At 72.6% G+C, this 26157-nt stretch carries 19 protein-coding genes and 1 pseudogene; 11 read left to right on the top strand and 9 right to left on the bottom strand.

Features of this window, described 5'->3' with window-relative positions; all coding sequences use genetic code 11:
* Positions 1-1117: 1117 nt before the first annotated feature.
* From DRB96_RS35070 to DRB96_RS35090, 5 genes and pseudogenes are all read left to right on the top strand, one after another.
* On the top strand, positions 1118-1816 hold the full coding sequence (locus DRB96_RS35070) for a CHAT domain-containing protein (RefSeq protein ID WP_343234712.1): 699 nt from the start codon (positions 1118-1120) through the stop codon (positions 1814-1816).
* A gap of 116 nt (positions 1817-1932) precedes the next feature.
* Positions 1933-4949 (top strand): annotated as a pseudogene (locus DRB96_RS35075) (Tn3 family transposase).
* A 130-nt stretch (positions 4950-5079) separates the two neighbouring features.
* On the top strand, positions 5080-5703 hold the full coding sequence (locus DRB96_RS35080) for a histidine phosphatase family protein (RefSeq protein ID WP_112452054.1): 624 nt from the start codon (positions 5080-5082) through the stop codon (positions 5701-5703).
* Between the two features lie 210 nt (positions 5704-5913).
* Positions 5914-6831 carry a recombinase family protein gene (locus tag DRB96_RS35085; RefSeq protein ID WP_112452055.1) on the top strand — a complete coding sequence of 306 codons (918 nt, stop codon included), beginning with the start codon at positions 5914-5916 and terminating at the stop codon, positions 6829-6831.
* Positions 6832-7152: 321 nt separating this feature from the next.
* Positions 7153-7962 (top strand): hypothetical protein, encoded by an 810-nt coding sequence (locus tag DRB96_RS35090; RefSeq protein WP_112452056.1) that lies wholly within the window; start codon positions 7153-7155, stop codon positions 7960-7962.
* A gap of 3 nt (positions 7963-7965) precedes the next feature.
* On the opposite strand, the gene DRB96_RS35095 is transcribed toward DRB96_RS35090, so the two are convergent.
* From DRB96_RS35095 to DRB96_RS35125, 7 genes are all read right to left on the bottom strand, one after another.
* Entirely contained in the window at positions 7966-9414 is a 1449-nt protein-coding gene (locus DRB96_RS35095; protein WP_112452057.1) for a beta-glucosidase, read from the bottom strand.
* A 54-nt stretch (positions 9415-9468) separates the two neighbouring features.
* A complete protein-coding gene (locus tag DRB96_RS35100; protein WP_112452058.1) occupies positions 9469-10302 on the bottom strand; it encodes a carbohydrate ABC transporter permease in 834 nt (277 codons plus the stop codon).
* A complete protein-coding gene (locus DRB96_RS35105; RefSeq protein ID WP_239516812.1) occupies positions 10299-11174 on the bottom strand; it encodes a sugar ABC transporter permease in 876 nt (291 codons plus the stop codon). The genes DRB96_RS35100 and DRB96_RS35105 overlap by 4 nt, the downstream gene beginning before the upstream one ends.
* A gap of 60 nt (positions 11175-11234) precedes the next feature.
* Positions 11235-12539, bottom strand: coding sequence for an extracellular solute-binding protein (locus DRB96_RS35110; RefSeq protein ID WP_112452060.1), 1305 nt, complete (start codon positions 12537-12539; stop codon positions 11235-11237).
* Between the two features lie 164 nt (positions 12540-12703).
* Positions 12704-13762 carry a LacI family DNA-binding transcriptional regulator gene (locus DRB96_RS35115; protein WP_112452061.1) on the bottom strand — a complete coding sequence of 353 codons (1059 nt, stop codon included), beginning with the start codon at positions 13760-13762 and terminating at the stop codon, positions 12704-12706.
* A 130-nt stretch (positions 13763-13892) separates the two neighbouring features.
* Complete coding sequence (locus DRB96_RS35120; protein WP_112452062.1) at positions 13893-15452, bottom strand: glycoside hydrolase family 64 protein; 1560 nt, start codon at positions 15450-15452, stop codon at positions 13893-13895.
* 20 nt (positions 15453-15472) lie between these two features.
* Positions 15473-15931: a carbohydrate-binding protein gene (locus DRB96_RS35125; RefSeq protein WP_112452063.1), complete on the bottom strand. Its 459-nt coding sequence runs from the start codon at positions 15929-15931 to the stop codon at positions 15473-15475.
* Between the two features lie 138 nt (positions 15932-16069).
* Between DRB96_RS35125 and DRB96_RS35130 the strand changes: the two genes are divergently transcribed.
* The 3 genes from DRB96_RS35130 to DRB96_RS35140 all read left to right on the top strand — a co-directional run bounded on the left by DRB96_RS35130 (position 16070) and on the right by DRB96_RS35140 (position 20180).
* Positions 16070-17161 (top strand): beta-eliminating lyase-related protein, encoded by a 1092-nt coding sequence (locus DRB96_RS35130; protein WP_239516791.1) that lies wholly within the window; start codon positions 16070-16072, stop codon positions 17159-17161.
* A gap of 147 nt (positions 17162-17308) precedes the next feature.
* Positions 17309-18433 (top strand): DUF5937 family protein, encoded by a 1125-nt coding sequence (locus DRB96_RS35135; RefSeq protein ID WP_112452064.1) that lies wholly within the window; start codon positions 17309-17311, stop codon positions 18431-18433.
* 196 nt (positions 18434-18629) lie between these two features.
* Positions 18630-20180 carry a M28 family metallopeptidase gene (locus tag DRB96_RS35140; RefSeq protein ID WP_112452065.1) on the top strand — a complete coding sequence of 517 codons (1551 nt, stop codon included), beginning with the start codon at positions 18630-18632 and terminating at the stop codon, positions 20178-20180.
* Positions 20181-20301: 121 nt separating this feature from the next.
* Here DRB96_RS35140 and DRB96_RS35145 read toward each other — a convergent pair whose 3' ends face one another.
* Entirely contained in the window at positions 20302-21225 is a 924-nt protein-coding gene (locus DRB96_RS35145; protein ID WP_239516792.1) for an SAM-dependent methyltransferase, read from the bottom strand.
* A 163-nt stretch (positions 21226-21388) separates the two neighbouring features.
* On the opposite strand from DRB96_RS35145, the gene DRB96_RS35150 reads away from it, so the two are divergent.
* Positions 21389-22588: a sensor histidine kinase gene (locus tag DRB96_RS35150; protein ID WP_112452066.1), complete on the top strand. Its 1200-nt coding sequence runs from the start codon at positions 21389-21391 to the stop codon at positions 22586-22588.
* Positions 22589-22591: 3 nt separating this feature from the next.
* A complete protein-coding gene (locus DRB96_RS35155) occupies positions 22592-23287 on the top strand; it encodes a response regulator transcription factor (protein ID WP_112452067.1) in 696 nt (231 codons plus the stop codon).
* A gap of 58 nt (positions 23288-23345) precedes the next feature.
* Here DRB96_RS35155 and DRB96_RS35160 read toward each other — a convergent pair whose 3' ends face one another.
* Positions 23346-24620: a PH domain-containing protein gene (locus tag DRB96_RS35160; RefSeq protein ID WP_112452068.1), complete on the bottom strand. Its 1275-nt coding sequence runs from the start codon at positions 24618-24620 to the stop codon at positions 23346-23348.
* Positions 24621-24897: 277 nt separating this feature from the next.
* Here DRB96_RS35160 and DRB96_RS35165 point away from each other — a divergent pair, with 277 nt between their 5' ends.
* Positions 24898-26058 carry a resuscitation-promoting factor gene (locus DRB96_RS35165; protein ID WP_275432045.1) on the top strand — a complete coding sequence of 387 codons (1161 nt, stop codon included), beginning with the start codon at positions 24898-24900 and terminating at the stop codon, positions 26056-26058.
* Positions 26059-26157 lie beyond the last annotated feature (99 nt).

Consider the following 26157-nt stretch of genomic DNA (forward strand, 5'->3'; position numbering starts at 1 on the left):
ACGGGCATGTCGAATGGGGGCGCCGGCACGCCGGCCTCAGCAAGGTGCTGTACCACCGGTTCCTGCGCGGCGGAGATCCGGCCGATCTCGCCGCCGCCGTGTCGGAGGCCAGAGCCGCCGCAGACGGCACGCAGCCGGGCCACGCCCACCGCGTCACCTACCTGGGCAGGCTGGGCGACACGCTCCTGATGCAGTTCGGGGCCACGCTCGATCCCCACCCGCTGGCCGAGGCGATCGCCGCCTACGACGAAGCACGTCGCGAGGGGGCATCGCTGGTCCGGCCCCGTGGGGACGCGGCGCGGAAGTGGGCCGTGCTCAAAGGCGCGGCCGACCCCGCGGCCGGGGTGGAGGGGGCCCGGTACGCCTTCCAGCTGCTGGCGGCCGTGGGCTGGCAGGGGCTGAGCGTCGACGACCGGCTGGCTCTGGTGGGGGAGTGGGCGGGGTTCGCCTCCACCGCCGCCGCGTGGGCCCTGGAAATGAACGATCCGGAGCAGGCGGCGGCGCTCCTGGAGCAGGGCCGCGGTCTGCTCTGGAGCCAGCTCACCGACTCCGGCTTCGAACTGGAACGGCTCGACGATGCCGACCCGGAGCTGGCCGCCCGCTACCGCGCCCTGCGTGCCGAGGCCGGAGCACTCACCCATGGCGGTCCGGTCCCTGACCGGGGTGCCCGGCTGGCGCGGGTCAACGAGCGGCACCGACGGCTCCTCGCGGACATCCGCCGGCTCGACGGCTTCGGGGGATTCCTCGGGCCGCCGACTCCGCAAGACCTGGCCGCCTCGACGGCGTGCGGGTCCGTGGTCGTCGTCAATGCCGCAAGGACGCGCTGCGACGCCATCCTGCTCCGGCCGGCCGCTGACGCGGACCCGGCCGCCTCACCCCTCCGGATCGCGGCCCTGGGCCTGGACTTCGACGAGGATCTTGCCGCCCGCCAGCGCGCCCGCTACGCCGAGGCCGCCGCGGAAGCACGGTCCGCGCAACGTGCCCTGGCCGCCGCGGCCCGTGCCGGGCGCCCCCCCCGGAGCGCTCGAAGCTCGTCGCCTTCGAAACGGCGATCGAGGAGATCGGCGAACTCCTCGCCTGGGGCTGGGACGCCATCACCGGGCCGGCCCTGGAAGCGCTGGGCCATCGGGCCCCGCCGAAAGAGGGCCTGCCCTGGCCGCGGGTCCAGTGGTGTGCCACGGGCCCCCTCAGCACGTTCCCGCTCTTTGCCACCGGCCACCACGACGGCTCCGGCCGGGCCGTCATCGACCGCGTCGTCTCCTCGGAGGCGCCGACCCTGCGCATCCTGGCCGAATCCGCGCGCCCCGCGGTACCGAACGGCCGGGCCGCAGCACTGCTCGCGGTGTCGGTCCCGACCCCCTTCGACCGTACGGACGTCCTGCGCGGCGTACGGGAGGAGATCGCGGCGGTGACCGAGGCCGCGCCCGTGACCGTGACCACGCTGGCCGGCTCCGAGGCCACCCGCGGCAGCCTGCTGTCCGGGCTCGGCACGTACGCCTGGTTCCATTTCGCCGGGCACGGAGCGCGAGGCCTGACCGCCCCCACGGACACAGCGCTCAGCGCCTTCGACGGCCCCGTCACCCTCGCCGACCTCGCCGCCCTGCGCATCGGCGGCGGCGAGCTCGCCTACCTGTCGGCCTGTCATGGAGCGGACGCCCACGACCGGCATCCCGACGAGGCCCTCCACCTGGCAGCCGCTGTGCACCTGGCCGGCTTCCGCCACGTCATCGCGGCCCGGCACGAGCTGGACGACCGCGTGGCCACACGGACGGCGACGGCGGGGTCCCAGCAGTTCCCGCCGAAAAAGCAACGCTAAGCCCGTGGGGCTCCCCTGATCTGGCGTGATCTCGGAGAAGGCGGAGCAGCGGCCCGTTGCCGTGTGCAGGGTGGCTCGTTGGGCTGACCGGGTGACGGAGACTGGAGGGCGGTCGGATGGCGACGCGGGTTTTCAGTGATGAGGAGCTGGAGGCCCTGCGGTCTTTCCCGACGATCGGCAAGGACGAGCTGATCCGGCACTTCACCCTCACCCCGGCCGACGAGGCGTTCCTGCGGAAGTTCCGCCGGGCCCAGAACGTGCTCGGCGCCGCTGTGCAACTGTCTGCCCTGCCCTGGCTGGGCTTCGTCCCCGATGCTGTGCCCGCCGCACCACCCGCGGCGGTCGGCCGCCTGGCCCGCCAGCTCGGGCTCGCCGTGACAGATCTGGCGGGCTACGGGGAGCGGGAGCAGACTCGTACCGACCATCTGCGGGAGATCGCCGAGTATCTAGGGTGGAAGTCGGCGAAGATCATCGAGCTCAAGGAGCTGGACGAGTTCCTGCTGGCCCGCGCGATGGAACACGACGCCCCGAGTCTCCTGTTCCGGCTGGGCTGCGAGTACCTGCGTTCAGCGAAGGTGATCCGGCCGGGTGTCGTCTCGCTGCTGGAGAAGGTCGCCTCCGCCCGCGAGGCCGCCGAGCGGGAGACCTACGCGCGCGTGGCTCACCTGTTGGGCCCGGAGCGGGCGCCGGCTCTGGACGGGCTGCTGGTCTTCGATGCGAAGCTGCGGTCCTCGCGGCTGCACTGGCTGGTGACCGGGCCGGTGCAGGCGTCGCCGACGAGTGTGGGCGGCGAGGTCGAGAAGCTGAGGTTCCTGCGGGGACTTGGCGCGGACACCGTCGACATGTCGTCGCTGCCCGCCGAACGTCGGCGCTACTTGGCCCAGATCGGGCGCCGGCTGACCGCGCAGGCCCTGGTTCGGCGCGAGCCCAACCGGCGCCATCCGATCCTGCTGACACTGCTCGCGCAGTCCTCGGTCGACGTCCTGGACTCCGTCGTCCAGCTCTTCGACCAGACCTTGTCGGGCTCGGAGTCCCGCGCGCGGATCAAGCTGCGTGAGGTACTTGCCGAGCGGGCCAAGTTGTCGGAGGACCGGCTCGCCCTTTTGGAGGAGATCCTGCCCGTGCTGGCCGATGCCGGTATCCCGGACGAGGCGGTGGGAACGCTGCTGCGCGGGAAGATCGGCATGTCCCGGCTGCGGGCCGCGCACGCCGCGGCCACAGTGCGGCTGCCGAAGGACCACGGGCACCTGGCGCTGCTGGAAGGCTCCTACACCTACATCCGGCAGTTCGCGCCGAAGGTACTGGAGGCGGTGCGATTCGCCGGCGGCACCGACGCGCAGCCGCTGATCGAGGCGCTCACGATCCTGCGGGAACTGAACGCCATCGGTGCCCGCAACGTCCCCGACAACGCACCGACGCTGTTCGTGCCGGCCCGCTGGCAGGGCTACCTGGACGAGGCCGCCAAGGGGGATGCGACCGCGTACCGGCACTACTGGGAGCTGTGCACGCTGCTCGCGCTGCGCGACGGCCTGCGCAGCGGGGATGTGTTCGTGCCGGGCTCGCGCCGTTACGACAACCCGGCCGCCTACCTGTTCAAGCCCGCCCAGTGGGAGACGCACCGCACGGAGTTCTGCCGCCTGGTCGGCAAGAGCCCCGACGCCTCACAGGCCCTACCGCTGGTGATGGACGAACTCGACGAGGCCCTGACCGACCTGGAGGAAGTCCTGGGGCGCGGCGACGGGCCGGTCAGGCTGAACGACGCCGGGGAGCTGGTCATCTCGCCGCTGACGGCAGAGGACATCCCGTCCGAGGCCGAGGAACTGCACGCCGAGCTGGAGCGGATGCTGCCGAACGTGCCGATCGCCTCCCTGCTGGTGGAGATGGACCGGCACACCGGCTTCCTGGACTGCTTCGTTCACGCCGGCGGCAAGCAGACCCGTTCGCCGCAGCTCAAAAGGAATCTGATCGCCTGCCTGATCGGGCTCTCCACGAACCTCGGGCTGCACGGCATGGCCGCGTCCTGCGGCATCCCCTACGACGTGCTGGCGTGGACCGCGGAGTGGTACATCCGTGAGGAGACGCTCCGCGAGGCGAACATCTGCCTGGTCAACTACCACCACAAGCTGCCGGTGACCGCGATGTTCGGCTCCGGCACCCTGTCCTCCTCCGACGGCCAGCGCTTTCCCACCCGGGGCAAGTCGATCACCGCTCGGCACCTGAACAAGTACTTCGTCTCCGAGGGAATCTCCACGTACACCCACGTCTCCGACCAGCACTCCACATTCGGCACGAAGGTCATCGTGGCCACGCACCGCGAGGCGCACTACGTGCTGGACGAGATCCTCGGCAACGCCACCGACCTGCCGATCACCGAGCACGCCACGGACACGCACGGTGTCACCCTGGTCAACTTCGGCCTGTTCGACCTGGTCGGTAAGCAGCTCTCGCCCCGCATCCGCGACCTGGGCAAGATCACCCTGTACCGGATGGGCGCCAAGAACGACTACGAGGAGCGGTTCCCGAAGGCAGGACCGCTCCTGACGAAGAAGGCCAACCTCGACCTGATCGCCGACCACTGGGACGACCTGCTCCGCCTGGCCGGATCGCTGAAGTACGGGCACGCCACCGCCTCCCTGATCGTCGGCAAGCTCTCCGCGTCCTCCCGGCAGAACGCCCTCGCGGCGCGCTCAAGGAGTACGGCGCGATTCGGCGCACGATCTACGCGGCGAAGTACCTGTCGGACGAGGGCTACCGGCGCAAGATCGCCCGGCAGCTGAACAAGGGCGAGTCCCTGCATGCCCTGCGCCGCCAGCTCCACTACGCCCGCGAGGGCAAGATCACCCGCCGTCAGCCCGAGCAGCAGAACGAGCAGGCGTGGTGCCTGACGGTGGTGACGAACGCGGTGGTCTGCTGGCACACCGAGTACATGGGCCTGGCAGTCGGCGAGCTGCGCGGGGCCGGCCGCGAGGTGGACGCCGAGGTCCTGGCGCACATCTCCCCGGCTCGCAGCTCGGTGGTGAACTACTACGGCTCCATCACCGTCGACTACGAACACGAACTGGCCCAGCTCGACGAGCAGGGACACCGGCCGCTGCGGACCGTTGGTACGGACGAGCCCGCAGCCGGGCTGTAGAGCGACGATCGGTCCCGGCGCCACCCCACGGGGAAGGGCGGTACACACCCCACCCCTTCGTGGAACCGGCCCTGGGTGGTCGGCGTCCCTCCATTAGTCCGCAAGATCGACTTTCCTGAAGGACCCGCCCATGACCGGTACGGCCGCCCGCTACCTCTATCTCACCCGCCACGGCGAGGCATCGTCGGACGAAAGTGAACTGACGGAGGCAGGCCGCCGCCAGGCCGCCCTGCTCGGGGAGCGGCTCCGTGGCGTCCCGCTGGCGGCGATCCACCACGGGCCGCTCGCCCGTGCTGAACAGACCGCCCAGCTGGTCGGTGAACAGCTCGACGGCGTCCACCGTCGGTGCTCCGATGCAGCCGGCGACTACATTCCCTACCTCCCGGCGCGCGAGGAGCTGCCGACCGAGGCGGCTGACGCCATGCTCGGGTTCCTAGACCAGTTCCCGGCTGAGCAACGCGAGCAGGGACCCGCCCTCGCGGCGGCGGCGCTCGCGGACTTCACTGGGCCCGTCGTCGGCGACGAACCACGCCACGAACTTGTCGTCACCCACAACTTCCTCGTCGGCTGGCTCGTCCGAGCCGCCCTCGACGCGCCGAAGTGGCGTTGGATGGGCATCAACCACGCCAACGCGGCACTGACTGTCATCCGCTATGCGCCCGGCCGCCCCCCGTCGATCCTCCTCTTCAACGACTCAGGCCACCTCCCCGCCGAGCTTCGCTGGACCGGCTTTCCGCAGGAGCTCCACGTCTGAGGCCCGGAGGTGAGATCGATGTTGATTCATTGAAGGGAGCGTCTGGCGCCTGTCGGTAAACGATCGTTTGACGACAGGCGCCAGACGCGTCCAATGAACCCGTGCAATCCGGGGGTTCACGGCGGATCGAATCCAATCGGATCCGATGGTGATTGCTGACAGGGTTTGACGACAGGTAGGGTCCGATCCTCCGCACGGAAGGGGCCCTCGGTGGCGAACCTGGTCTACAAGCGGGTCTCGACCGACCAGCAGTCGACCGCCCGGCAGGATCTCGTCCTGGCCGAGGCCGGGATCGAGGATCCGGTCGTCTTCGAGGAGGACGGCGGCACCTCCAGCCGCCTCCACCCGCTCCAGCGCCCGAAGTTCCGCGAGCTGCTGACGTACGCGCGGCCGGGCGACACCGTGCACATCTCCGAGATGTTCCGCCTGGTGCGCGGCACCGGGCATATCCTCGACGTGCTCGACGTCCTGCACCGCGACCAAGTAGGGCTGCGTATCCACGACGGCGCGTTCTCCGCGATGGAGCTCACGGCCCGCCACCCGCGGACCGGAGAGCTGCTGTCCACGGTGAAGTTCATGGTGCAGACCCTCGCCGCCGCCGGCGAACTCCAGCGTGACCTCCAGCGCGAGCTGACGTACGACGGGCTGCGGGCCGCCGAGGCCAAGGGCAACAAGGGCGGACGCCGCCCCGCCGTCCCGGCCGAGACGACCGCCGACGTGCGCACCGCCTACCTGGAGGGCCGCTCGATTGCCGCCCTCGCCCGGGAACACGGCGTCAGCCGCGGGGCGATCCGCACGACCGTCGCCGACCTCCTGCCCGACGGCACCGCCATCGAGGAGGGCGCGTCAGCATCGGAGCTGCCGGTCACCCTCGACATGCCGGGCAAGGTCGCCGACTTCCTCCGCGCCACCGAACTGGAGCCCGCCGAGCGGGCCGCGCTCGACCACGGGGTTACCGTGCGACGCGGTCAGGGCTACACCCTGCGCGTCAGCGCCGTCCCCGCCGTCCACCGCCAGCTCCTCACCCGCTGCCAGCCCCTCGACGGCACCCAGGGCGCACCGGCAGTCCCGGCACAGCGCAAGGCCCGCCGCGAGTACGAGAACCGGGTCAGCGCTCTCTGCCAGTGACCAGGACCGCGCTCCGGGCACCCCTCGGCGGGCATCCGCTGCGGCTGCCCTGATCCACCCTCTGAACTGGGCCGCAGCTGCTTAGCGTTGTTTTTTCGGCGGGAACTGCTGGGACCCCACGGCCTTCTACCAACGGCTCAGAACGGACCGGGACCCGGGTCTCGCGCTGCACCAGGCTCTACGCCGCATGAGGAGGGAACTCGCGGCGCCCGACTCCACGGACGGTCCGGTCAACCCCTGGGACTGGACGGGGCACGTGCACCTCGGCCCGTGACGATCCGCGGGGGCGAGCCGGGGCGGGATCGCCGTTCTCGGATCTCCGTGGCCCCTCCGCCCCGTCCCAAGCGCCGCCTCCTGTGGATCCTCGCCGCCCTCCTCGGCGCGGTCTTCGTCGTCCTCCCCGCCGCCTGGCAGGCCGGGGCCCACGGGGTCACCCGCACCGCCACCCTGCACGGCGGCAGCGCGGGGCATCCGGTGACCGCCCTGCGCATCACGGGCGGCAGCGCGAACATCACGGTCCGCCCGCGCGGGGACCAAGAGGTCGGCTACCGCGCCGAGGTCGCCTGGTCGCGCAAGCAGCCGGTCATCGAGGAAAGCTGGCAGGACAGCATCCTCACCCTGACCCCCCGCTGCCCCCACGAGGACTCCTGGCTGACGGGAGGATTCGCCTGCTCCGTCCAGCTCGGTGTCGGCGTGCCCGCCGGCCTCCCGGTCACGGTCGCCGCATCCTCCGGAAGCGTCGACATCGGCGGCCTCGGAGGCACCGTCGACGCCCGGATCGACTCCGGCCGGCTCCAGCTCACCGGGCTGCGCGGCGCGATCCGCGCCCGCGTGGGCTCCGGCCGGGCGGCCGCCACGGCACTGACCTCGCCCGAGATCGAGCTCGCCATCGGCTCCGGCCGGGCGGCCGTCGACTTCGCCGCCCCGCCGCAGAAGGTCAGCGCCGACATCGGAGACGGCCGGCTCGACCTCACCGTCCCCGATGCCACCGCCTTCCGGGTCACCTCCCGGACCGGGCGGGGCCGTATCGACCTCGGAGCGGGGCTGTCCGACCCGGGCTCCCCGCGCACCCTGGACCTCACCGTCGGATCCGGCCGCGCCGACGCCCGGTACCCCGACCTGCTGCGCTGAGCCTCACGGCGCGAGCCCGCCCCGGGCGATGACGTCCGCGTACCAGTGCGCGCTGTCCTTGGGCGTGCGGCGCTGCGTGGCGAAGTCGACGTGGACGATGCCGAACCGCTGGCTGTAGCCGTACGTCCACTCGAAGTTGTCCAGCAGCGACCACAGGAAGTACCCGCGCACGTCCGCCCCGTCCCCGATGGCCCGGTGCACGGAGGCCAGATGGCCCCGCAGATAGGCGATCCGCTCCGGATCGTGCACCGCGCCCTGCGGATCGGCGTGGTCCCCGTAGGCCGCGCCGTTCTCGGTGACCAGCAGCGGCACACCGGGAAGTTCGTCGCGCAGCCGCGTCAGCAGTTCGTACAGCCCGCCCGCGTCGACCGGCCAGTCCATCGCCGTACGGGGCCCGGGAGCGGGCAGGAACCGTACGCGCCCTTCGGCCCCCGGCCACGGCGACGGCGACGGCGACAGCGACGACGACAGCGCCGCCGAGGGGACGGCGCCGGACGTGCCCGGCCCGGCGGCCGCGACCACCGTGGGGGAGTAGTAGTTCAGGCCCAGCCAGTCGATCGGCTCGCAGGCCGCCGCCAGGTCGCCGTCCCGGACGAACGACCAGTCCGTGAGCGCGGCCGTGTCACGGACCAGGTCCCGCGGAAGCCGCCCGTGGAACACCGGATCGAGGAAGAGGCGGTTGCCCACCGCGTCGATCCGCCGCGCCGCCTCCAGATCGGCGGCCGACTCCGTGAGCGGCCGCACCACGTGCAGGTTGAGCGTCAGCGACACCTCCGCCGGCCGGGGCAGCGCCGCGCGCAGCGCCCGTACGCCCAGCCCGTGGGCGAGGTTGAAATGGTGCGCCGCCCGCAGCGCGGCCTCGGGCTCGGTCCGGCCCGGGGCGTGCAGCCCGGACGCGTACCCGAGGAAGGCCGCGCACCACGGCTCGTTGAAGGTGGTCCAGCTGGCCACCCGGTCCCCGAGCGCGCCCGCGACGAGCCCGGCGTACTCGGCGAACCGCTCGGCCGTGTCGCGGTGCGGCCAGCCCCCGAGGTCCTCCAGTTCCTGCGGCAGGTCCCAGTGGTAGAGGGTCGCGACCGGCCGGATCCCGGCCTCCAGCAGCGCGTCCACCAGCCGCCGGTAGAAATCGAGCCCCCGCTGTACGGCGGGACCCCGGCCGGTGGGCTGCACCCTCGGCCAGGCCACCGAGAAGCGGTAGTCGCTCACACCGAACCGCTTCATCAGGGCCACGTCCTCGGCCATCCGGTGGTAGTGGTCGGCGGCGGTGTCACCGGTGTCGCCGCCCAGCACCTTGCCGGGCGTGCGGCTGAAGGTGTCCCAGATCGAGGGGGCGCGCCCGTCCAGCGCTGCCGCGCCCTCGATCTGATAGGCGGCCGTCGCGGTGCCCCACCGGAAACCGGGGGGAAAGCGGAGCGCCGCCCCCGTGGCGGGAGACGCGTCGACAGTGGTCATGGGAGGACTCCTGGGGAAGGTGGGGTGAGACGGCGCTGCGCGGGAGAAGGGCGCTCAGCCCTTGACCGCGCCCTGCATGATGCCGCCGACGATCTGCCGGCCCAGCAGGCCGAAGACCAGCAGCACGGGCAGCGTTCCGAGCAGGGTGCCCGCCATGATCACGGACTGGTCGTGGACGTAGCCGCCGCCCAGCTGGCGCAGGGCGACCTGCACGGTCGGCTCCTGCGAGGACAGTGCGACCACCGGCCAGAAGAAGTCGTTCCAGGCCGTCATGAAGGTGAGCAGCCCGAGGACGGCCATGGCCGGCCGGGCCACCGGCACCACGATCGACCAGAAGACCCGGGCGTACGAGGCCCCGTCGACCCGGGCCGCCTCGATCAGCTCGTCCGGCAGGGACTGCGCGAGGAACTGCCGCATGAAGAACACGCCGAAGGCGGAGACCAGCCCGGGCAGGACGACGGCCTGGAGCTGATTGACCCAGTGCAGCTTCACGATCAGCATGAACAGCGGGATCACTCCCAGCTGCGGCGGGATCATCATCGACGCCACGACGGCGCTCAGCAGGGCCCCGCGTCCCCGGAACCGCAGTTTGGCGAAGGCAAAGCCGGCCAGGGTGGAGCACAGCACCGTACCGACCGTGATGGCGCTCGAGACGATCAGCGAGTTGAGGAGGGCCCGGCCGATGTCCGCCTCGTCCAGGACCGCCTGCAGGTTGCCCAGGAGTCGCGGACCGGGCAGCAGTGAGGGCATCGGCCGCGCCATATCGGCGTTGGAGCGGCTCGCCGCGACCAGGGTCCAGTACAGCGGGAACGCCGAGACGACCACCGCGCAGACCAGGACCGCGTAGGTGAGCCGGCCACCGCGCCGGGCGCCCGGGGAGGAGCTCATCGGCCGGCCTCCTTGTGGGAACGTCGGCGCAGGAGCAGGGAGTTGACCCCGACCAGCGCCACGATCAGCAGGAACATCACCCAGGCGATGGCCGCCGCCCGGCCCAGGTGGAAGAAGCCCCAGCCCTGCTCGTACATGTACAGGCCGAGGGTCTGGTACTGGTGCGAGATGCCACCGGACATGGACCCCTCGAAGAGCAGCGGCTCCCCGAAGAGCTGGGTGGCGCCGATGGTGGAGACCACCACGGTGAAGACGATGGTGGGGCGCAGTCCGGGCAGGGTCACGTGGAGGAACTGCCGCCACTTCGAGGCCCCGTCCACCTCGGCCGCTTCGTACAGCTCGCCGGGAATGGACTGCATGCCCGCCAGGTAGATCAGCGTGTTGTAGCCGGTCCACCGCCACACCACGATGGTCGAGACGGCGATCTGTGAGGCGGCCGTACCGCTCTGCCAGTCCACCGGGTCGAAGCCGACCAGCCCCAGCAGCTGGTTGACGAGCCCGAAGTCCCGCCCGAAGAGCTGGGCGAAGATCAGCGAGGCGGCGGCGACGGAGGTCGCGTACGGCAGCAGCAGCGCGGTGCGGAAGAAGGTCAGCGCGCGCAACTTGTAGTTGAGGAGGTGGGCCAGGCCCAGGGCGACGAGCAACTGCGGCACGGTGGACAGGACGCCGATGGTGAAGGTGTTGCGCAGGGCCGTCCAGAAGAACGGATCGGTGAACAGGGCGGTGTAGTTGCCGAGGCCCCGCCATTCCATCTCCCCGGGGTTCTGGAGCTCGACGCGGTAGACGGAGACGTACGCCGTGTAGAGGAGCGGGAACAGCCCGAACGCGGCGAACAGGGTGAAGAAGGGGGCGACGAAGGCGTACGCGGCCAGGGCCGGTGCCGGGGCCCGGCGCGGTCGTGCGGAGGGCGGGGCGGGTGCGGTCACGGCGGCTCAGCCCAGGGCGTTCTTGACGGCCTTCTTCGCGTTCGACCAGGCGGTCTCGGGCGGTGTGCCCTTGCGCTCGACCTCGCTCAGGGCGTTGGCTATCTGGTCGGCGATGTCCTTGTCGTGGAGCCCCAGCACCTGGACCGGCGCCTGCTCGGCGGCGTCGCCGAAGATCCGGCCGATCGGCGCGTCCGAGAAGTAGGGGTCCTTGGCGTCGGCGACCTGACCGATGGCCTTCACCGCGGAGGGGAAGTTGCCCTGCTTGCGGAAGAGCTTGGTCTGCTGCTCGGGGGCGGTCAGCCACTTGACCAGCTCGTACGCCTCCTTCTTGTGCTGGGCCGCGCGGGGGACCGCGAGGTAGGAGCCGCCCCAGTTCCCCGCCCCTCCCGGCAGTTTGGCCACGTCCCACTTGCCCTTGCCCGCGTCGCCCGCCTGCCCCTTGATGTAGCCGAGCATCCAGGCGGGGCAGGGCATCGTGGCGAAGGAGCCCGAGGCGAAGGCCTGGTTCCACGGCGGCGACCACTGGTCCAGTTTGGCGCTGAGCCCGTCCGCCGCGGCCTTGACCGAGGCCTCCCAGGCGGACTTCACCGCGGGGCCGTTCTCGTAGATCAGCGTGCCCGAGGCGTCGTAGTACCGCTCCTTCGCCTGGCCGACCATGACGGCGTTCAGGCTGCCGACGCTGTCCAGCCAGGAGCTGCCGGCCGGCGCCTTGTCCCGGTATTGGCGGCCGAGGTCCAGATAGCCGTCCCAGGTCGCCCACTTCGCGGCCAGTTCCGTACGGTCCGTGGGCAGGCCCGCCGCCGCGAACAGGTCGCTGCGGTAGCACATGGCCTCGGGTCCGACATCGGTGCCGAGGCCGAGCACCTTGCCGTCCTTGGTGGTCGCGGCCGCCCACTTGGCGGCGGCGAACTCGCTCTCGAGCGAGCCCGCCCCGTACTCCTTGAGGTCCGTGAACTTGTCGGCCTGCTTCTGGGTCACCGACGCGATGCGGCCCACCTCGAGGCCCTGCACGTCCGCGAGCCCGCCGCCGCCGGCCAGCCGGGTCTGGAGCGACTTCCAGTAGTCCTGCTCGTCCTCGGTGTCCGTCTGCTTGATCTTGACGTTCGGGTGGAGCTGCTCGTACTCGGCGTAGAGCCCGGCCTCCTGGTAGCCGAAGGCGCCGAACAGGTCGACGGTGAGCGTGACCCGGCCGCCCCCGCCCTCCGCGGACGTGCCGTCGGAACCGGATCCGCAGGCGGCCAGGAGGGCTCCGGTCAGGGCAACGGCGCCGAGACGGAGCGTGGTTCTCCGGGCGGCTCGGGGGTTGGACATGCTGGGTCCTCCTCGGTGTGGCGGATGCGGTGCTTCCGAGCGTCTTGAGAGCGCTCTCAGAGCGCGACTGGAGCGTGCACCCCACACCGGCGCCCCGTCAAGAGGGGTGCGCCGGACAGTCGGGAATCTCCCCGTTCACCGCGGGAGGAAGGCGAGTTCGCCCCTCAGGCCGAGCCGCGCCGGACCAGCGAGGTCGGGGTGATCACCGAGCCGGGAACTCCGCGAGCGCCCTGGTCCTTGTCCAGGGTCCGCAGCAGCAGGCGCGCCATCAGGCGTCCCATGCCCTCGATGTCCTGGCGCACGGTCGTCAGCGGCGGCTCGGCGCTCTCCGCCACCAGCTCCGCGTCGTCGAAACCGACCAGCGCCACGTCCCCCGGCACGGACCGGCCCCGTTCGCGCAGCACGCCCAGCGCGCCCGTGGCCATCAGGTCGTTCGCGGCGAACACCGCGTCCAGCCCCGGACTGCGCTCCAGCAGCTCGGCCATCGCCCGGGCCCCGCCCGCCGCCGTGAAGTCGCCCTCGGCGATCAGTGCCGGGTCGGCGTCGAGGAGCACGTCCCGGTACCCGTCCAGCCGGTCGGTCGCCGAAGTCTGGTCCAGCGGCCCGGCGATGTGCGCGATCTGCCGCCGCCCCAGCTCCACCAGGTACCGTACGGCCTCGCGCGCGCCCCCGCGGTTGTCGGCGTCGACGTACGACACCGGACCGTGCTCCCCGGCGCCGCCCGTCCAGCCGGGCCGGCCGCCGTAGACCGTGGGCATGCCGATGCGGCGGGTGATGGCGGGCAGCGGGTCGTCGGTGTGCAGGGAGAAGGCGAGCGCGCCGTCGACGTGGCCACCCGCCAGGTACCGCTCGATGCGGTCGTAGTCGCCGCGGTCCTCCACCAGCAGCAGCACCAGCTGCGTGTCGTTCGCGGTCAGCTCCTTGCTGATGCCCCTGACCTGGCGGGAGAAGAAGGGGTCGGAGAAGATCCGGATCTCCGGTTCGGCGATGATCACCGCGACGGCGCCCGTGCGGCGCGTCACCAGCGTGCGCGCCGCGTGGTTGGGCACGTAGCCGAGGTCCCGGATGGCCGCCTGGACCTTGTCCACCAGCCGCGGGCGGACCCCTTCGCCGCCGTTGACGACGCGCGAGGCGGTGGCCCGGGACACCCCGGCGCGCGCCGCGACCGCCTCCAGCGTGGGCCGGGCGGCGGAGAGCTGTTCGGCGGAGAGCTGTTCGGCCACGGGCACTCCTCATGCGCGTCCGGGGGCGGCGGCCCGGGCCCGGTCGGCCCGGGTCCCGACCCCTGTCGGACAGCAGGGTAACCCGTTCCGCCGGGAACGCTGAGAGCGCTCCCGGCGGAACGGACCGCTCCTACCAGCCGATGCCGAGGGTGAGCCCGGTCGGCGGGTCGGCGTTGCCCAGGATCTGCACGGAGGACTGGTCGTTGACGTCGTCGTAGGGGAAGCCGTAGGCCCGCTGGTCCAGGCCCACGGTGTGGAAGAAGCCGGCGTAGTCGTTCTTCGCCGGACCGGCGTAGTACGCCGACGGGGCGTACCAGGTGGCGGGGTCCAGGGCGACGCCCCGGTGGAACGCGGCGCAGAACTCCGCGCCGAGCTGCTTCTCGGTGTCGTTGCCCGAGGCCAGCGCGCCCGCGCAGGCCATGACGTCGGGCGAGGTGGGTTTGCGCAGGACGAAGGAGCCCGCGCCGTTCTTGCCGAAGACCAGCGCGGACCCGCTCACCCGCCCGGAGAAGGTCTCGCCGAGCCGGGTCAGGCTGAACTGCTGGGTGGTGAAGCGGCTCCAGACCTGGTCGATGTAGGCGCTCAGGTGGTTCTGCCGGCTGCCGCCCTCCAGGAAGAGGCTCGAGGAACGCGGCGCCACGATGCGGTGGGTGTTCTGCAGCGGCTTGAACGCGTCACCGACGGACGCCGCGTACTGCTGCATGACCTGGGCGCGGGTCAGGGTGATGCCCCGGGTGGTGTCGTAGCCGCTCGAGGCCTGGCGCAGCCGCGAGGTCATCGGGAAGCCGAACTGGTCGACCATGGTGGTGTTCCCGCCGAAGGCGACCTGGCCCCGCACGTAGGTGTACTCGTACCAGTCGTAGTACACGTCGCTGTTGGGGTCGGCGGGGTTGCGCAGGTCGGGGCCGCCCCAGCCCTGGTCGTCGGGAGAGACCGGGATGTACACGGGCGAGCCGAGGGAGACGTAGATCCGGCCTCCGCGGATCGAGGCCGGGGAGGGCACCGTCCCGCCGGTCTGGGCGAGCGTGAAGGACATGTTCGGGTAGGCGACGCCCTTCTTGACGAGGTGGCCGGGGGCCGCCGCGTCCAGGTGGTTGATGTGGGCCATCGAGCCGTCGGGCTTCATGTACGACCACTGGCCCGGGGTCACCTGGCCGAGGACGGTGACGTGGATCTGCGCGTCGGTGTAAGCGCCGCGGGTGTTGTTCTGGAAGGTGATCGGGAAGCCGCCGCTCCCGCTCCCGCCGCCACCTCCGCCCCCGCCCCCGCCGGAGCCGATCGTGGCGGTGAAGTGCGGGGTGTCGTGGAGCGGTCCGCCCTTCTCGTACGTGAACCAGTACTCGAGCGTGGCGCCGGCCGCCAGGCCGGAGACGGTTTGCTGCCAGGTCCCGCCGTCGTTCGCCATCCGGAGGTTCTGCTGGCCCAGCCCGCCGCCCGGCAGGTAGTGGACGTCCACCAGGGCCGCCGGGGCGCTCGGCGCGAACCGGATCCGTACCGCGCCGGAGCCCTGCGCGGTGACGCCCTGCGTGTAGTCGGCGGCGGCCGCCCGGGTGGCCGCGGGGGCCACCAGGAGGGTCCCCGCCAGGGCGATCAGCGCGGACAGCAGGACCAGGAGGGGACGGCTGCGGAGCGGCCGCGGGTGTGGTCGTTGTCGCGGCCGTGGACGTGGAGTGTGCGCGGGAGTCTTCATGGGCGCGTTCCCCGATCCCCTCAGTGCCCGAAGTCGAACCAGTTGAGGTTCACGTAGTCGGCCGGCTGGCCGCTGGTGAAGGTCAGGTACACGTCGTGCTTGCCCGTGACGCCCGTGATGTTCGCGGGCACGGTCTTCCAGCTCTGCCAGCCGCCGGTGGAGGCCACGGCGAAGCTGCCGACCGGCGCGCTGGTGCGGCTGTCGAGCCGGACCTCCACCAGCCCGCTGACCCCGCCGGCCGCACCGCCGGCCACGCGCCCGCGGAACTGTGTGGCCGGACCGGCCGTGCCGAAGTCGACGCCCCTGTACAGGGCCCAGTCACCGTTGCCGATCGTGGTCAGGTCCTGGCCGCCGCCGGTGTCCGTGGTGGTCTCCTTGGCCGTCCCGGCCTGCTCGTCGTACGACTCGGCCTGGATGGCGGCGTACGCGTCGCGGCCGCCGCCCGGCGGGGTGGTGGGGGGGGTGTGCCTCCTATACACTTTCGCCCCGTGGACGGGTCGGCGGGCGGGTCGGCGGGCGGGTCGGCGGAGGGAGCCGCGGACGGAGCCGCGGGCCCGTCGGCGGACGACGCGGCGGACCTGGTGGCCGAGCGGGCGGACCTGGTGGCCGAGCGGCTCGTGGCCGCGGGGCGGGCGGCACGGCGCAAGCTGTCGCACAGCCTGCGGGAGGCGACGGTCGGCGAACTGCTGGCGGACCTGGGCGCCCTGGCCCCGGACCCGGACGAGCCGGCCGACATCTACGGCGACGGCGTCGTGGCCCGGCTGGAGCGGCGGGTCGCGGAGCTGCTGGGCACCGAGGACGCGGCGTTCTTCCCGACCGGGACCATGGCCCAGCAGGTCGCGCTGCGCTGCTGGGCCGGCCGGACCGGGAATCCGGTGGTCGCCCTGCACCCCATGAGCCACCCGGAGCGGTGGGAGGGCGGCGCGCTGTCGGTCGTCTCGGGCCTGCGGACCGTCCACCCGACGGGCGAACCGCGCCAGCCGACGGCCTCGGAGGTCGCGGAGCTGCCGGAGCCGTTCGGGACGCTGATGCTGGAGCTGCCGCTGCGCGACGCGGGGTTCGTGCTGCCGACGTGGGAGGAGCTGTCGGCGCTGGTGGCGACCGCACGGGAGCGGGACGCGGTCGTCCACGTCGACGGGGCCAGGCTGTGGGAGTCGACGGTCCACTTCGGGCGCTCCCTGCCGGAGATCGCGGCGCTGGCGGACTCGGTGTACGTCTCCTTCTACAAGTCGCTGGGCGGCATCAGCGGGGCGGCCCTGGCCGGGTCCGGGACGCTGGTGGCGGAGGCGAGGGTCTGGCGCCACCGGTACGGGGGCCAGATCTTCCGCCAGTTCCCGGCCGCGCTGTCAGCCCTGGCCGGGCTGGAGCGGGAGCTGCCGAAGCTCCCGTCGTACGTCGCCGCGGCGCGGGTGGTGGCGGGCGCGCTGTCCTCGGCGCTGGCCGCCTCCCCCGGGGTCCCCTGGTTCCGGGTCACTCCGGAGGTGCCGCACACCCACCAGTTCCAGGTGTGGCTCCCCTACGACGCGGACCGCCTCACCGAGGCGGGCGTCCGCCTGGCGGAGGAGACGGGCACGCTCCTCTTCCGCCGCTGGTCCCCCGACGGCCCCCCGGGCCTGTCGGTGACGGAGGTCGAGGTCACGGAGCCGGGCCTGTCCTGGACGGAGGCGGACGTGGCGGAGGCGGTCGCCGGCTTCGTGGCCCGCCTCTAGTGCTGTGACTTCGGATCTAGTGCCGGTCACAGCACTAGGGGTGGTTGTCCGCCGGGTGGCCGCGCGGCGGGGACCCGGGCGGGCGAAGGGCGGGCGAGGGCGCGCGCCCCGTCAACCGCGCGGACCGCGCACCGGCAGAATGATGCGATGAGCGTCACCATCGACATCACCGGGCTCCCGCCGGAGCGGATCGGCTTCGCGCCGTCCCCGCTCGCGGAGCTCTGCATGGCGTTGCACGCGCTCTCCCAGCCCGGCCACCACCCCGGGCTCGCCTCCTGGACCTCCACCACCGCCGCCGCGCTCGATCCCTGCCTCGCGGACCGGCTGCTGGAGGGCGATTTCATGTGGCGCAGCTCCTTCGCCGACCTCTTCATGGCGTTCGCCGGGATTCCCGGCGGCTCCGGTCTGCCCGGTGCGACGCTGGCCGCCGAGCTCGACGTACTGGACCGGCTGGACGACGAGCGGTTCGTTTCGGCCGCGCTGGAGCACTGCCGGTTCGCCCTGTACAACGAGGGCGGCGGCCCCTCGCCGCTCGCGGACCCGCTCGCCCGGGCCAAGGCGCTGGAGACGGCCTCCGCGCGCGGGCCGCAGCAACTGGCCTTCGCCGTACGCGTACTGGACGACACCGCCGGTGTCCGGGTGTGGTTGCGCCGCCTGCTGGAGGACTGCGACGAGGCCTTCTTCGCGGAGACCTGGCGCCGGATCGGGCCCCGGCAGAGCGCCGACGTCCGCCACAAGGCGGAGGTGCTGCGCCGCAAGGGACTGCCCGCCGCGCTCAAGGAGGTCTCGGCGGCGCTGAGCGTCGACGAGGAGCTGACCACCGTGACGGTGGACAAGATGGTGCACGGCTCCACCACCGCCACCGACCCCCGAATAGGCGACGGCCTCCTCTTCGTCCCGACGAACTTCGGCTGGCCGCACCTGCTGGTGCTGCACGCCCCGTGCTGGCGCCCCGTCGTCCACTACCCGCTCGGCTCGCCCGAACTGGCCTCTTCCCCGGGGTCGGTGGAGCTGCTGCAGCGGCGCATGGAGGCACTGGCCCACCCGATGCGGATGATGCTGTGCCGCAACATGGCGCGCGCTCCGTACACGACGGGCGAGCTGGCGGCCGCGTACGGGATCACGGCGCCGGAGGTGTCGCGCCACCTGTCGGTGATGAAGAAGGCCGGACTGCTCCAGACCCGCCGCCAAGGGCGTTATGTCCAGTACCAGTTGGATCTGGCGGCCGTGGCGCGGATCGGCTCCGACTTCATCGAGGGCATCCTCCGCTAGTGCTGTGGCCACGGCCCCGGCCGTACGCGTAGCGGGCACTGGCCGGTTTTCGACGGCACGGAAACACCGATATGCGGATTTCATGAACCGGAAACAGCGAAAACTCTGGCCATGGCGGCTCCTTGGTGTCTAACGTGCGTCCACCGCTCCCCCCACGTAACGCACTTGCCCTGCTCCCTGCCGTGGAAGGACCTTCATGCCCTCTCGCCGTATAGCCGCAGCCACCGCCGCCCTGGCGGCCGCGGCCCTCGTCTCCCCGCTGCTGCTCGCGGGTCCCGCCGGTGCCACCGGCAGCCCGCAGAGCGACGCCGCCAAGGGCGACGCGCTGGCAAAGAAGCTGGTCAAGGAGTCGACCGGCAAGGGTGCCAACAACCACCTGAAGGTGTTCCAGGCGATCGCCGACTACAACAAGGGCACGCGCGTGGCGGGTTCCCGCGGCCACGTGCAGTCGGCCCAGTACGTCGAGGCCGTCATGCGGGCGTCCGGCTACAAGGTCACCAAGAACGAGTTCGACTTCGTGTTCGTCGAGACGGTCGCCGAGACCCTGAAGGTCAACGGCCCGGCCGGCCGCGACGTCCCGATCAAGCTGATGACGTACACGGCGAGCGGCCCGGCGAACGGCGTGACGGCCAAGCTCGCCGTCGCCCCGGTCGACGCGGACGGCACGAACGGCTGCGAGCCCGGCGACTTCGCCGCGGGCGCCTTCACCGGCAAGGTCGCCCTGATCAAGCGCGGCGGCTGCGCCTTCGCGGTCAAGCAGGCGAACGCGGCGGTGGCCGGCGCGGTCGGCGCGGTCATCTACAACAACACCGCGGGCGCCCTGAACGGCACCATCGGCGAGGCGGACGCGGGCAAGATCCCGACCGGCGGCACCACGCAGGCGGAGGGCGAGCGGCTCGCCGCCGAGGCCGCGGCCGGTCCGGTCGAGGTCACCCTCGACATCCGCGAGTTCCGGGAGAACCGCAAGACGTACAACGTCGTCGCGGAGACGCGGGGCGGCGACGAGAACAACACCGTCTTCCTCGGTGCGCACCTCGACTCCGTCACGGCGGGCCCGGGCATCAACGACAACGGCTCCGGCTCGGCCGGCATCCTCCAGGTCGCGCAGCGCCTCGCGAGCAGCCAGTGGAAGGTCAAGAACAAGGTCAAGTTCGCCTGGTGGTCGGCGGAGGAGTTCGGCCTGCTCGGCTCCGAGGCGTACGTCGGCGGGCTGAGCGACGCGCAGAAGAAGCAGATCAAGCTCTACCTGAACTTCGACATGATCGCCTCGCCGAACGCCGCGTACTTCGTCTACGACGGCGACGACTCGGACAAGGTCGGCTCGGGCCCCGGCCCGGAGGGATCGGCGCAGCTGGAGAAGGGGATCAACGACTTCCTCGACGCCAAGAAGATCCCGCGTGAGGGCACCGACTTCTCGGGCCGCTCGGACTACGGCCCGTTCATCGCGGTCGGCATCCCGTCGGGCGGTACGTTCACGGGCGCCGAGGGCATCAAGACGCCGGAGCAGGCCGCGAAGTTCGGCGGGCAGGCGGGTGTCGCGTACGACGTGAACTACCACGGCAAGGGCGACACCATCGAGAACATCGACCAGAAGGCGCTCGACATCAACGTCGACGTCATCGCGGACGCGGTCGGCCACTACGCCCACGACCTGGCGCCGCTGTCGAAGCCGGTCCCGGCGCAGCCGAGCACCGGCGGCGGCACCGGCGGCGGCCTCCACGAGGGCCACGACGAGGTCAAGCAGTAGCCAGTACGAGGGGGGCGGGTGGGGGACGGCCGCTGCGCGGCGCCGAGTCCCCTACCCGCCCTCGCCCCTTCCCCGGGCTCCGCCCGTTCCCCGGGTAGGCGCTGCCGCCGCGCGGCAGTGTCTACCCAGGCCACCGGCGGACGCCTACCGGCTGGACCAGCCAGCCGAAGTCGCCCAGGCCGCCGCGGGCGGTGAGTTCCGCCGCCTCGCCCGCCGCGGACAGCGCCCGTACGTACGCCACCGGGTCCGTCGAGGCCAGCGCCAGCGGGGGCCGGGCCCCCGAGACGCCGAGGGCGGTCAGCGCCTCCCGCTGGGTCAGCAGGGCCGCCCCCGGCCCCGCGCACGCGTCCAGCGCCACGTGCGCGGTGACGTCGCAGCCGCCGTCCGGGACCGGCGCGACCTCCCGCCCGGCCCGGAATCCGGTCAGGGTCCCGAACGGCGGCCGGGTGTCCCGGGTGTGGGCGTAGTCCACCGCCACCGCGAGCCCCCGCTCGACGGTCCGGACGGCCGCCGCCCAGGCCTCGTCGCGCGGCCGACCGATCTCCGCGCGGACCGCGCCGGGCCACCAGCGCTCCAGCCAGGCCAGGTCCCGCCCGTCCAGGGGGCCGCCCGCGCTCTCCGTACCGTCCCGCGCGACCGCCACGTACCGCCCGTCCTCGGCGAGGTCCAGCGGTACGTTGTCGAGCCACTCGTTGGCGAAGAGCAGCCCCCTGGTGCCCCCGGGCGGCTCGCCCACCCACCGGATCCGCCCGTCCAGCCCGGCGGGCCGCCCCGCGCGCTCCACCCCGTACGGCCGCACCCGCGCGGCCGTCTCCGGCGGGAGCGCGGCCAGCACCCCGGCCAGCAGCTCCCCCCGCCCGGCCCCTACGTCGACGAGGTCCAGCTCCTCCGGACGGCCGAGGGCCTCGTCCACCCACAGGAGCAGACGGGCCACGGCCCCCGCGTAGAGCGGCGAGGCGTGCACGGAGGTGCGGAAATGCCCGGCGGGGCCGGGCCCGCCGGGGCGTACGTAGAAGCCGTCGGGCCCGTACAGCGCCCGCTCCATCGCCGTCCGCCACCGGACCGGACCCACCGCTGCCGTGCCTTCACCCTGAGTGCTCACCTCGATGAGGTTATGTTCGCCTCCACCTTCGGGAGTACTCCCCCGGGGTGCGGATCGCACCTGTGGTTGACTCCAGCACCTATCCCCTTTCCCTACTCTGGGTTACGTGCAGCGCCTCTACGACTTCCTCCGCAGACACCCCACGGGCGTCGACAGCTTCTGGGCTGTCCTGTTCTTCGGGTTCTCGATGGCCGTCGTCGCCTCGACACACCAGAGCACGGCGTCCGCCCTGCTGGCCACGCCCTGTGTGGTGGCGCTGAGCACGGCCGTCGCCCTGCGGCGCAAGTGGACCGTGTCGATGTTCTGGCTCACCGTCGCCACCGGCCTCTACCAGCTGGCCATCGGCGGCCTCGCGGGCTTCCACGACTTCGCGATGCTGCTCGTCCTGTTCACCGTCGCCGCCGCCGACGTGCCGCGCTGGCTCTCGCGCACCGCGCTCGGCTGGGGGCTGCTCGCCTCCCCGCTGTACTTCCTGCGCATGGGCGTGGACAAGGGCGCCTCCGTCCCGGAGAACGTCATGTTCGTCCTGTTCATGATCGTCCCCTTCGCCTTCGCCTGGGTCATGGGCGACTCCCTGCGCACCCGCCGCGCCTACTACGCCCAGCTCGTGGAGCGCAACCAGCGCCTGGAGAAGGAGCGCGCGGCCCAGGCCCAGGTGGCCGTCGCCGCCGAGCGGGCCCGGATCGCCCGCGAGCTGCACGACGTCGTCGCGCACAACGTCTCGGTGATGGTGGTCCAGGCCGACGGCGCCGCCTACGTGATGGACGCCGCTCCGGAACAGGCCAAAGAGGCCCTCCAGACCATCTCCGGCACCGGGCGCCTCGCGCTGGCCGAGATGCGGCGGCTGCTGGGCGTCCTGCGCACCGGTGAGCCGCAGGAGTCCGAGGACTACGTGCCGCAGCCCGACGTGGAGCAGATCGAGGTGCTCATCGAGCAGGTGCGGGCCGCCGGGCTCACCGTCGACTTCGAGGTCGAGGGCGCCCCGCGGGGGCTCCCCAGCGGCGTCGAGCTGACCGCGTACCGGATCGTGCAGGAGGCGCTGACCAACACGCGCAAGCACGGCGGTCCGGGCGCGAAGGCCAGTGTGCGGCTCGTCTACTTCGACGACGGGCTCGGCCTGCTCATCGAGGACGACGGCCGTGGCGCGGCCCACGAGCTGTACGAGGACGGCGGCGCGGACGGTGCCGGACACGGACTCATCGGCATGCGCGAACGCATCGGTATGGTCGGGGGCACCCTGGACGCGGGCCCCCGGCCCGGTGGCGGCTTCCGGATCAGCGCCTTGCTCCCGCTCAAGAAAAGGTGATCGATGTCCTTCCCCCCCAGCTCCTCCATCCGCGTGATGCTGGTCGACGACCAGGTGCTGCTGCGCACCGGCTTCCGGATGGTGCTCGCCGCGCAGCCCGACATGGAGGTCGTCGCCGAGGCGGGCAACGGCCTGGAGGCGCTGGAAGTGCTGCGGGCCACCAAGGTCGACGTGGTGCTGATGGACGTCCGCATGCCCCGGCTCGACGGGGTCGAGGCGACGCGCCGCATCTGTGAGCCCGACGAGCACCCCAAGGTGATCATCCTGACCACCTTCGACCTCGACGAGTACGCCTTCTCGGGCCTGAAGGCGGGCGCGAGCGGCTTCATGCTCAAGGACGTCCCGCCCGGCGAGCTGCTGGCCGCGATCCGCTCGGTGCACAGCGGCGACGCGGTCGTCGCCCCGTCCACCACGCGCCGGCTCCTGGACCGGTTCGCGCCGATGCTGCCGACGACCTCGGCGGAGCCGCGCAACAAGGACGTCGACCGGCTGACGGAGCGCGAGCGCGAGGTCATGCTGCTGGTCGCCCAGGGCCTGTCGAACGGCGAGATCGCCGCCCGACTGGTGCTGTCGGAGGCCACGGTCAAAACCCACGTGGGCCGCATCCTGACCAAGCTGGAGCTGCGCGACCGCGTGCAGGTCGTCGTCCTCGCCTACGAGACGGGCCTGGTCCGCGCGGGCGGCGGCGGGACCGGCTGACCTCAGGGCCCCAGGCCCTCAGGCCCTCAGGCCCTCAGGCCCTCAGGGCCTCAGGGCCTCAGGTCATCCAGCGGTCCGGCCGCGCCCAGGCCCGGGAGGCGTGGGAGCGGGCCGCCTGCGCGTGCAGCAGCTCCGCGGCCTCGGCCGCCCCGCGCAGGCGGGCCGTGACCGTGGCGTTCGCGCCGGTGTCCACGTGGACGTCGGCCACTCCGCGGGCCCGCTCCCAGGGGCCCTGGGAGCGGCGCACGCTCTGCACCTTGGCGTGCGGGACGATCTCCGTGCGCCGGCACAGGCGGCCGCGCCGGGCCGCGAACACGTCCTCGGAGACGGCCAGCCCGTAGCCCTTCCACCACACCGGCACCACCCACCGGGACCCGGACCGGGACGCGGGCGCGAAGACGAGGCCCGCGAGGTCGACCCCGGGCAGGACCTGGGCGACGACCGCGTGGGCGGCGGCCCGGGTCGCCACCGGGACCAGGACGTCGTTCTTCGAGCCGGCCACCGCGAGCTCCACCCGGACCCAGCCGCGCCGCCGCCACAGCAGCGGCTCGACGATCCGTACGGTCTGCACGCGCCCCGGCGGCACCGTCTCGTGGGCCCGGTCCAGCAGTCCGTGGTCCAGGCGCAGCCCGTCCGGGGACTCGGCGACCGTCCAGTCGTACTCGGCGAGGTAGCGGCCCGCGCTGGCCTTCCAGACCGCGCCCAGGACCGGGAGCAGGGTCGCGGCGGCCACCCACGGGCTGGAGCTGAACCACCACACCGCGGCCGGGCCGAGGATCCCGCCGGCCAGCGCCGCCCAGGCGGACAGCGTGAGCAGCAGCGACACCGCCAGGTCGCGCGGGCTCACCCGCAGCAGCTCCCGCTCGGGGGCCTCGCCCACGACGACGGCCTCCGCCGGGGCGAAGCCGGCCGCGCGGGCCAGCAGCTCGGCGCGGAGCACGACGGCGTCCTGCTCGCCGAGGAACGCCAGCTCGTCCTTGTCGTCGGTGCCGATCACGTCGAGGCGGAGCTTGGCCACCCCGGCGATGCGGGCCAGCAGCGGGCGGGTGACGTCGACGGCCTGGATCCGGTCGAGCCGGATGTGCGCGGTGCGGCGGAAGAGGAGCCCGCTGCGGATGCGCAGTTCGGTGTCGGTGACGGCGTAGTGCGTGAACCACCAGCTGAGGAAGCCGTACACGCCGAAGACGAGGACCAGCCCGGCGAGCGCCGCGACCCGCAGGAGCGCGGAGACGGCGGCCGCCCACTCGGTGACGTTCTCGCCCTGCTGGGCGAGGATGCCGACGGTCGCGGCGATCGGCACCCAGGCGCGGCGCAGCGGTGTGAGGAAGTGCAGCCGCCGCTCGGACCCGGGTGCGGGGGACGCGGGCGCACCCGGGGCTGGCCCTTATACACATCTGACGCTGCCGACGATCCACTCCGTGTACACGGAACGTACACGGGCCGCGATCGGGCCGGCCGGGCGGTCGTGGCGGCCGCGGCGGCCCCGGTGGTCGTGGCGGCCGCATGTGAGGCGTTCGAGGGGGCCCGGGTGCACGCCTGGACGCGGAGGACGTTTTTTCGGCCATTCGGGTCCGGCGGGGCGGGCCGGTTCCCGCGGACCCGAGGCGGCCGTGCCCCCGCCGGCCGGGCCCGCCAGCGGCCCCCGCACCCGGCGCCGCCGGGGCGCCGCCGGGGCGCCCCGCGACAGCTGGCGCCGGATCGTGCCCCAGGCCCTCGTCGTCGCCTTCCTCGCCGGCGGCACCACCGCCTTCGTCGCCGCCGACAAGGCCGTACGCCTCACCGTGGACGGGGTCCCGCAGACCCTGCACACCTTCGCCGACGACGTCGACGCACTGCTCGCCGCCGAAGGCCTCGGCGTCGGCCCCCACGACCTCGTCGCCCCGGCCAGGGGAGAGGCGCTCGACGACGGCGACGAGATCGTCGTCCGCTACGGCCGCCCGCTGCGCCTGACCCTCGACGGAGAGCACCGCGACGTGTGGACCACGGCCCGCACCGTGGACGGCGCGCTGCGCCAGTTCGGCATCCGCGCCGAGGGCGCCCACCTCTCCGCCCCCCGCACCGCCCCCGTCCCGCGCACCGGCCTCGCCCTCGCCGTCCGCACCGAACGCAGCATCACCTTCATGGCAGACGGCCGCGAGAGCCTCGTCCGCACCAACGCCGCCACCGTCCGCGAAGCCCTCGACCAGGCCGGGATCACGCTCCGCGGCCAGGACACCACCTCCGTGCCCCCCGGCGCCTTCCCGCGCGACGGCCAGACCGTCACCGTCCTGCGCATCACCGGCACCCGCGAGATCCGCGAGGAGCGCATCCCGTACGAGACCGAGAAGGTCAAGGACGCCTCCCTCTTCGCCGGCACCGAGGTCGTGGAGCGCTCCGGGCGCCCGGGGGCCCGCCGGGTCACCTACAGCCTGCGCACCGTCAACGGGGTCGGGCAAAAGCCCCGCCGCATCGCCGAGGAGACCGTCCGCGAACCCGTCGACCAGCTCGTCAAGGTGGGCACCAAGCCGCTGCCGAACTCCGTCGCCGGCGCCGACGGCCTGGACTGGGGCGCGCTGGCCCGCTGCGAATCCGGCGGGCGGCCCGCCGCCACCGACCCCTCGGGGACCTACGGGGGCCTCTACCAGTTCGACGTACGGACCTGGCAGTCCCTCGGCGGCAGCGGCCGCCCGCAGGACGCGCCGGGCCCGGAACAGACGTACCGCGCCAAGAAGCTCTACGTGCAGCGGGGGGCGAGTCCGTGGCCGCACTGCGGCCGTACCCTTTATCGGTGAGCACAGCAGAGCAGCAGCCCGAGTCCGAGCATCCCGAGACCTCGTCCGAGGCCTCGCCCGAGGCCACCTCCGCGCCCGAGGCCTCCGCCCTCCTCGGCG

Origin of the sequence: Streptomyces sp. ICC1 (assembly GCF_003287935.1) — a bacterium.
GTDB classification, from domain to species: Bacteria; Actinomycetota; Actinomycetes; order Streptomycetales; family Streptomycetaceae; genus Streptomyces; species Streptomyces tritrimontium.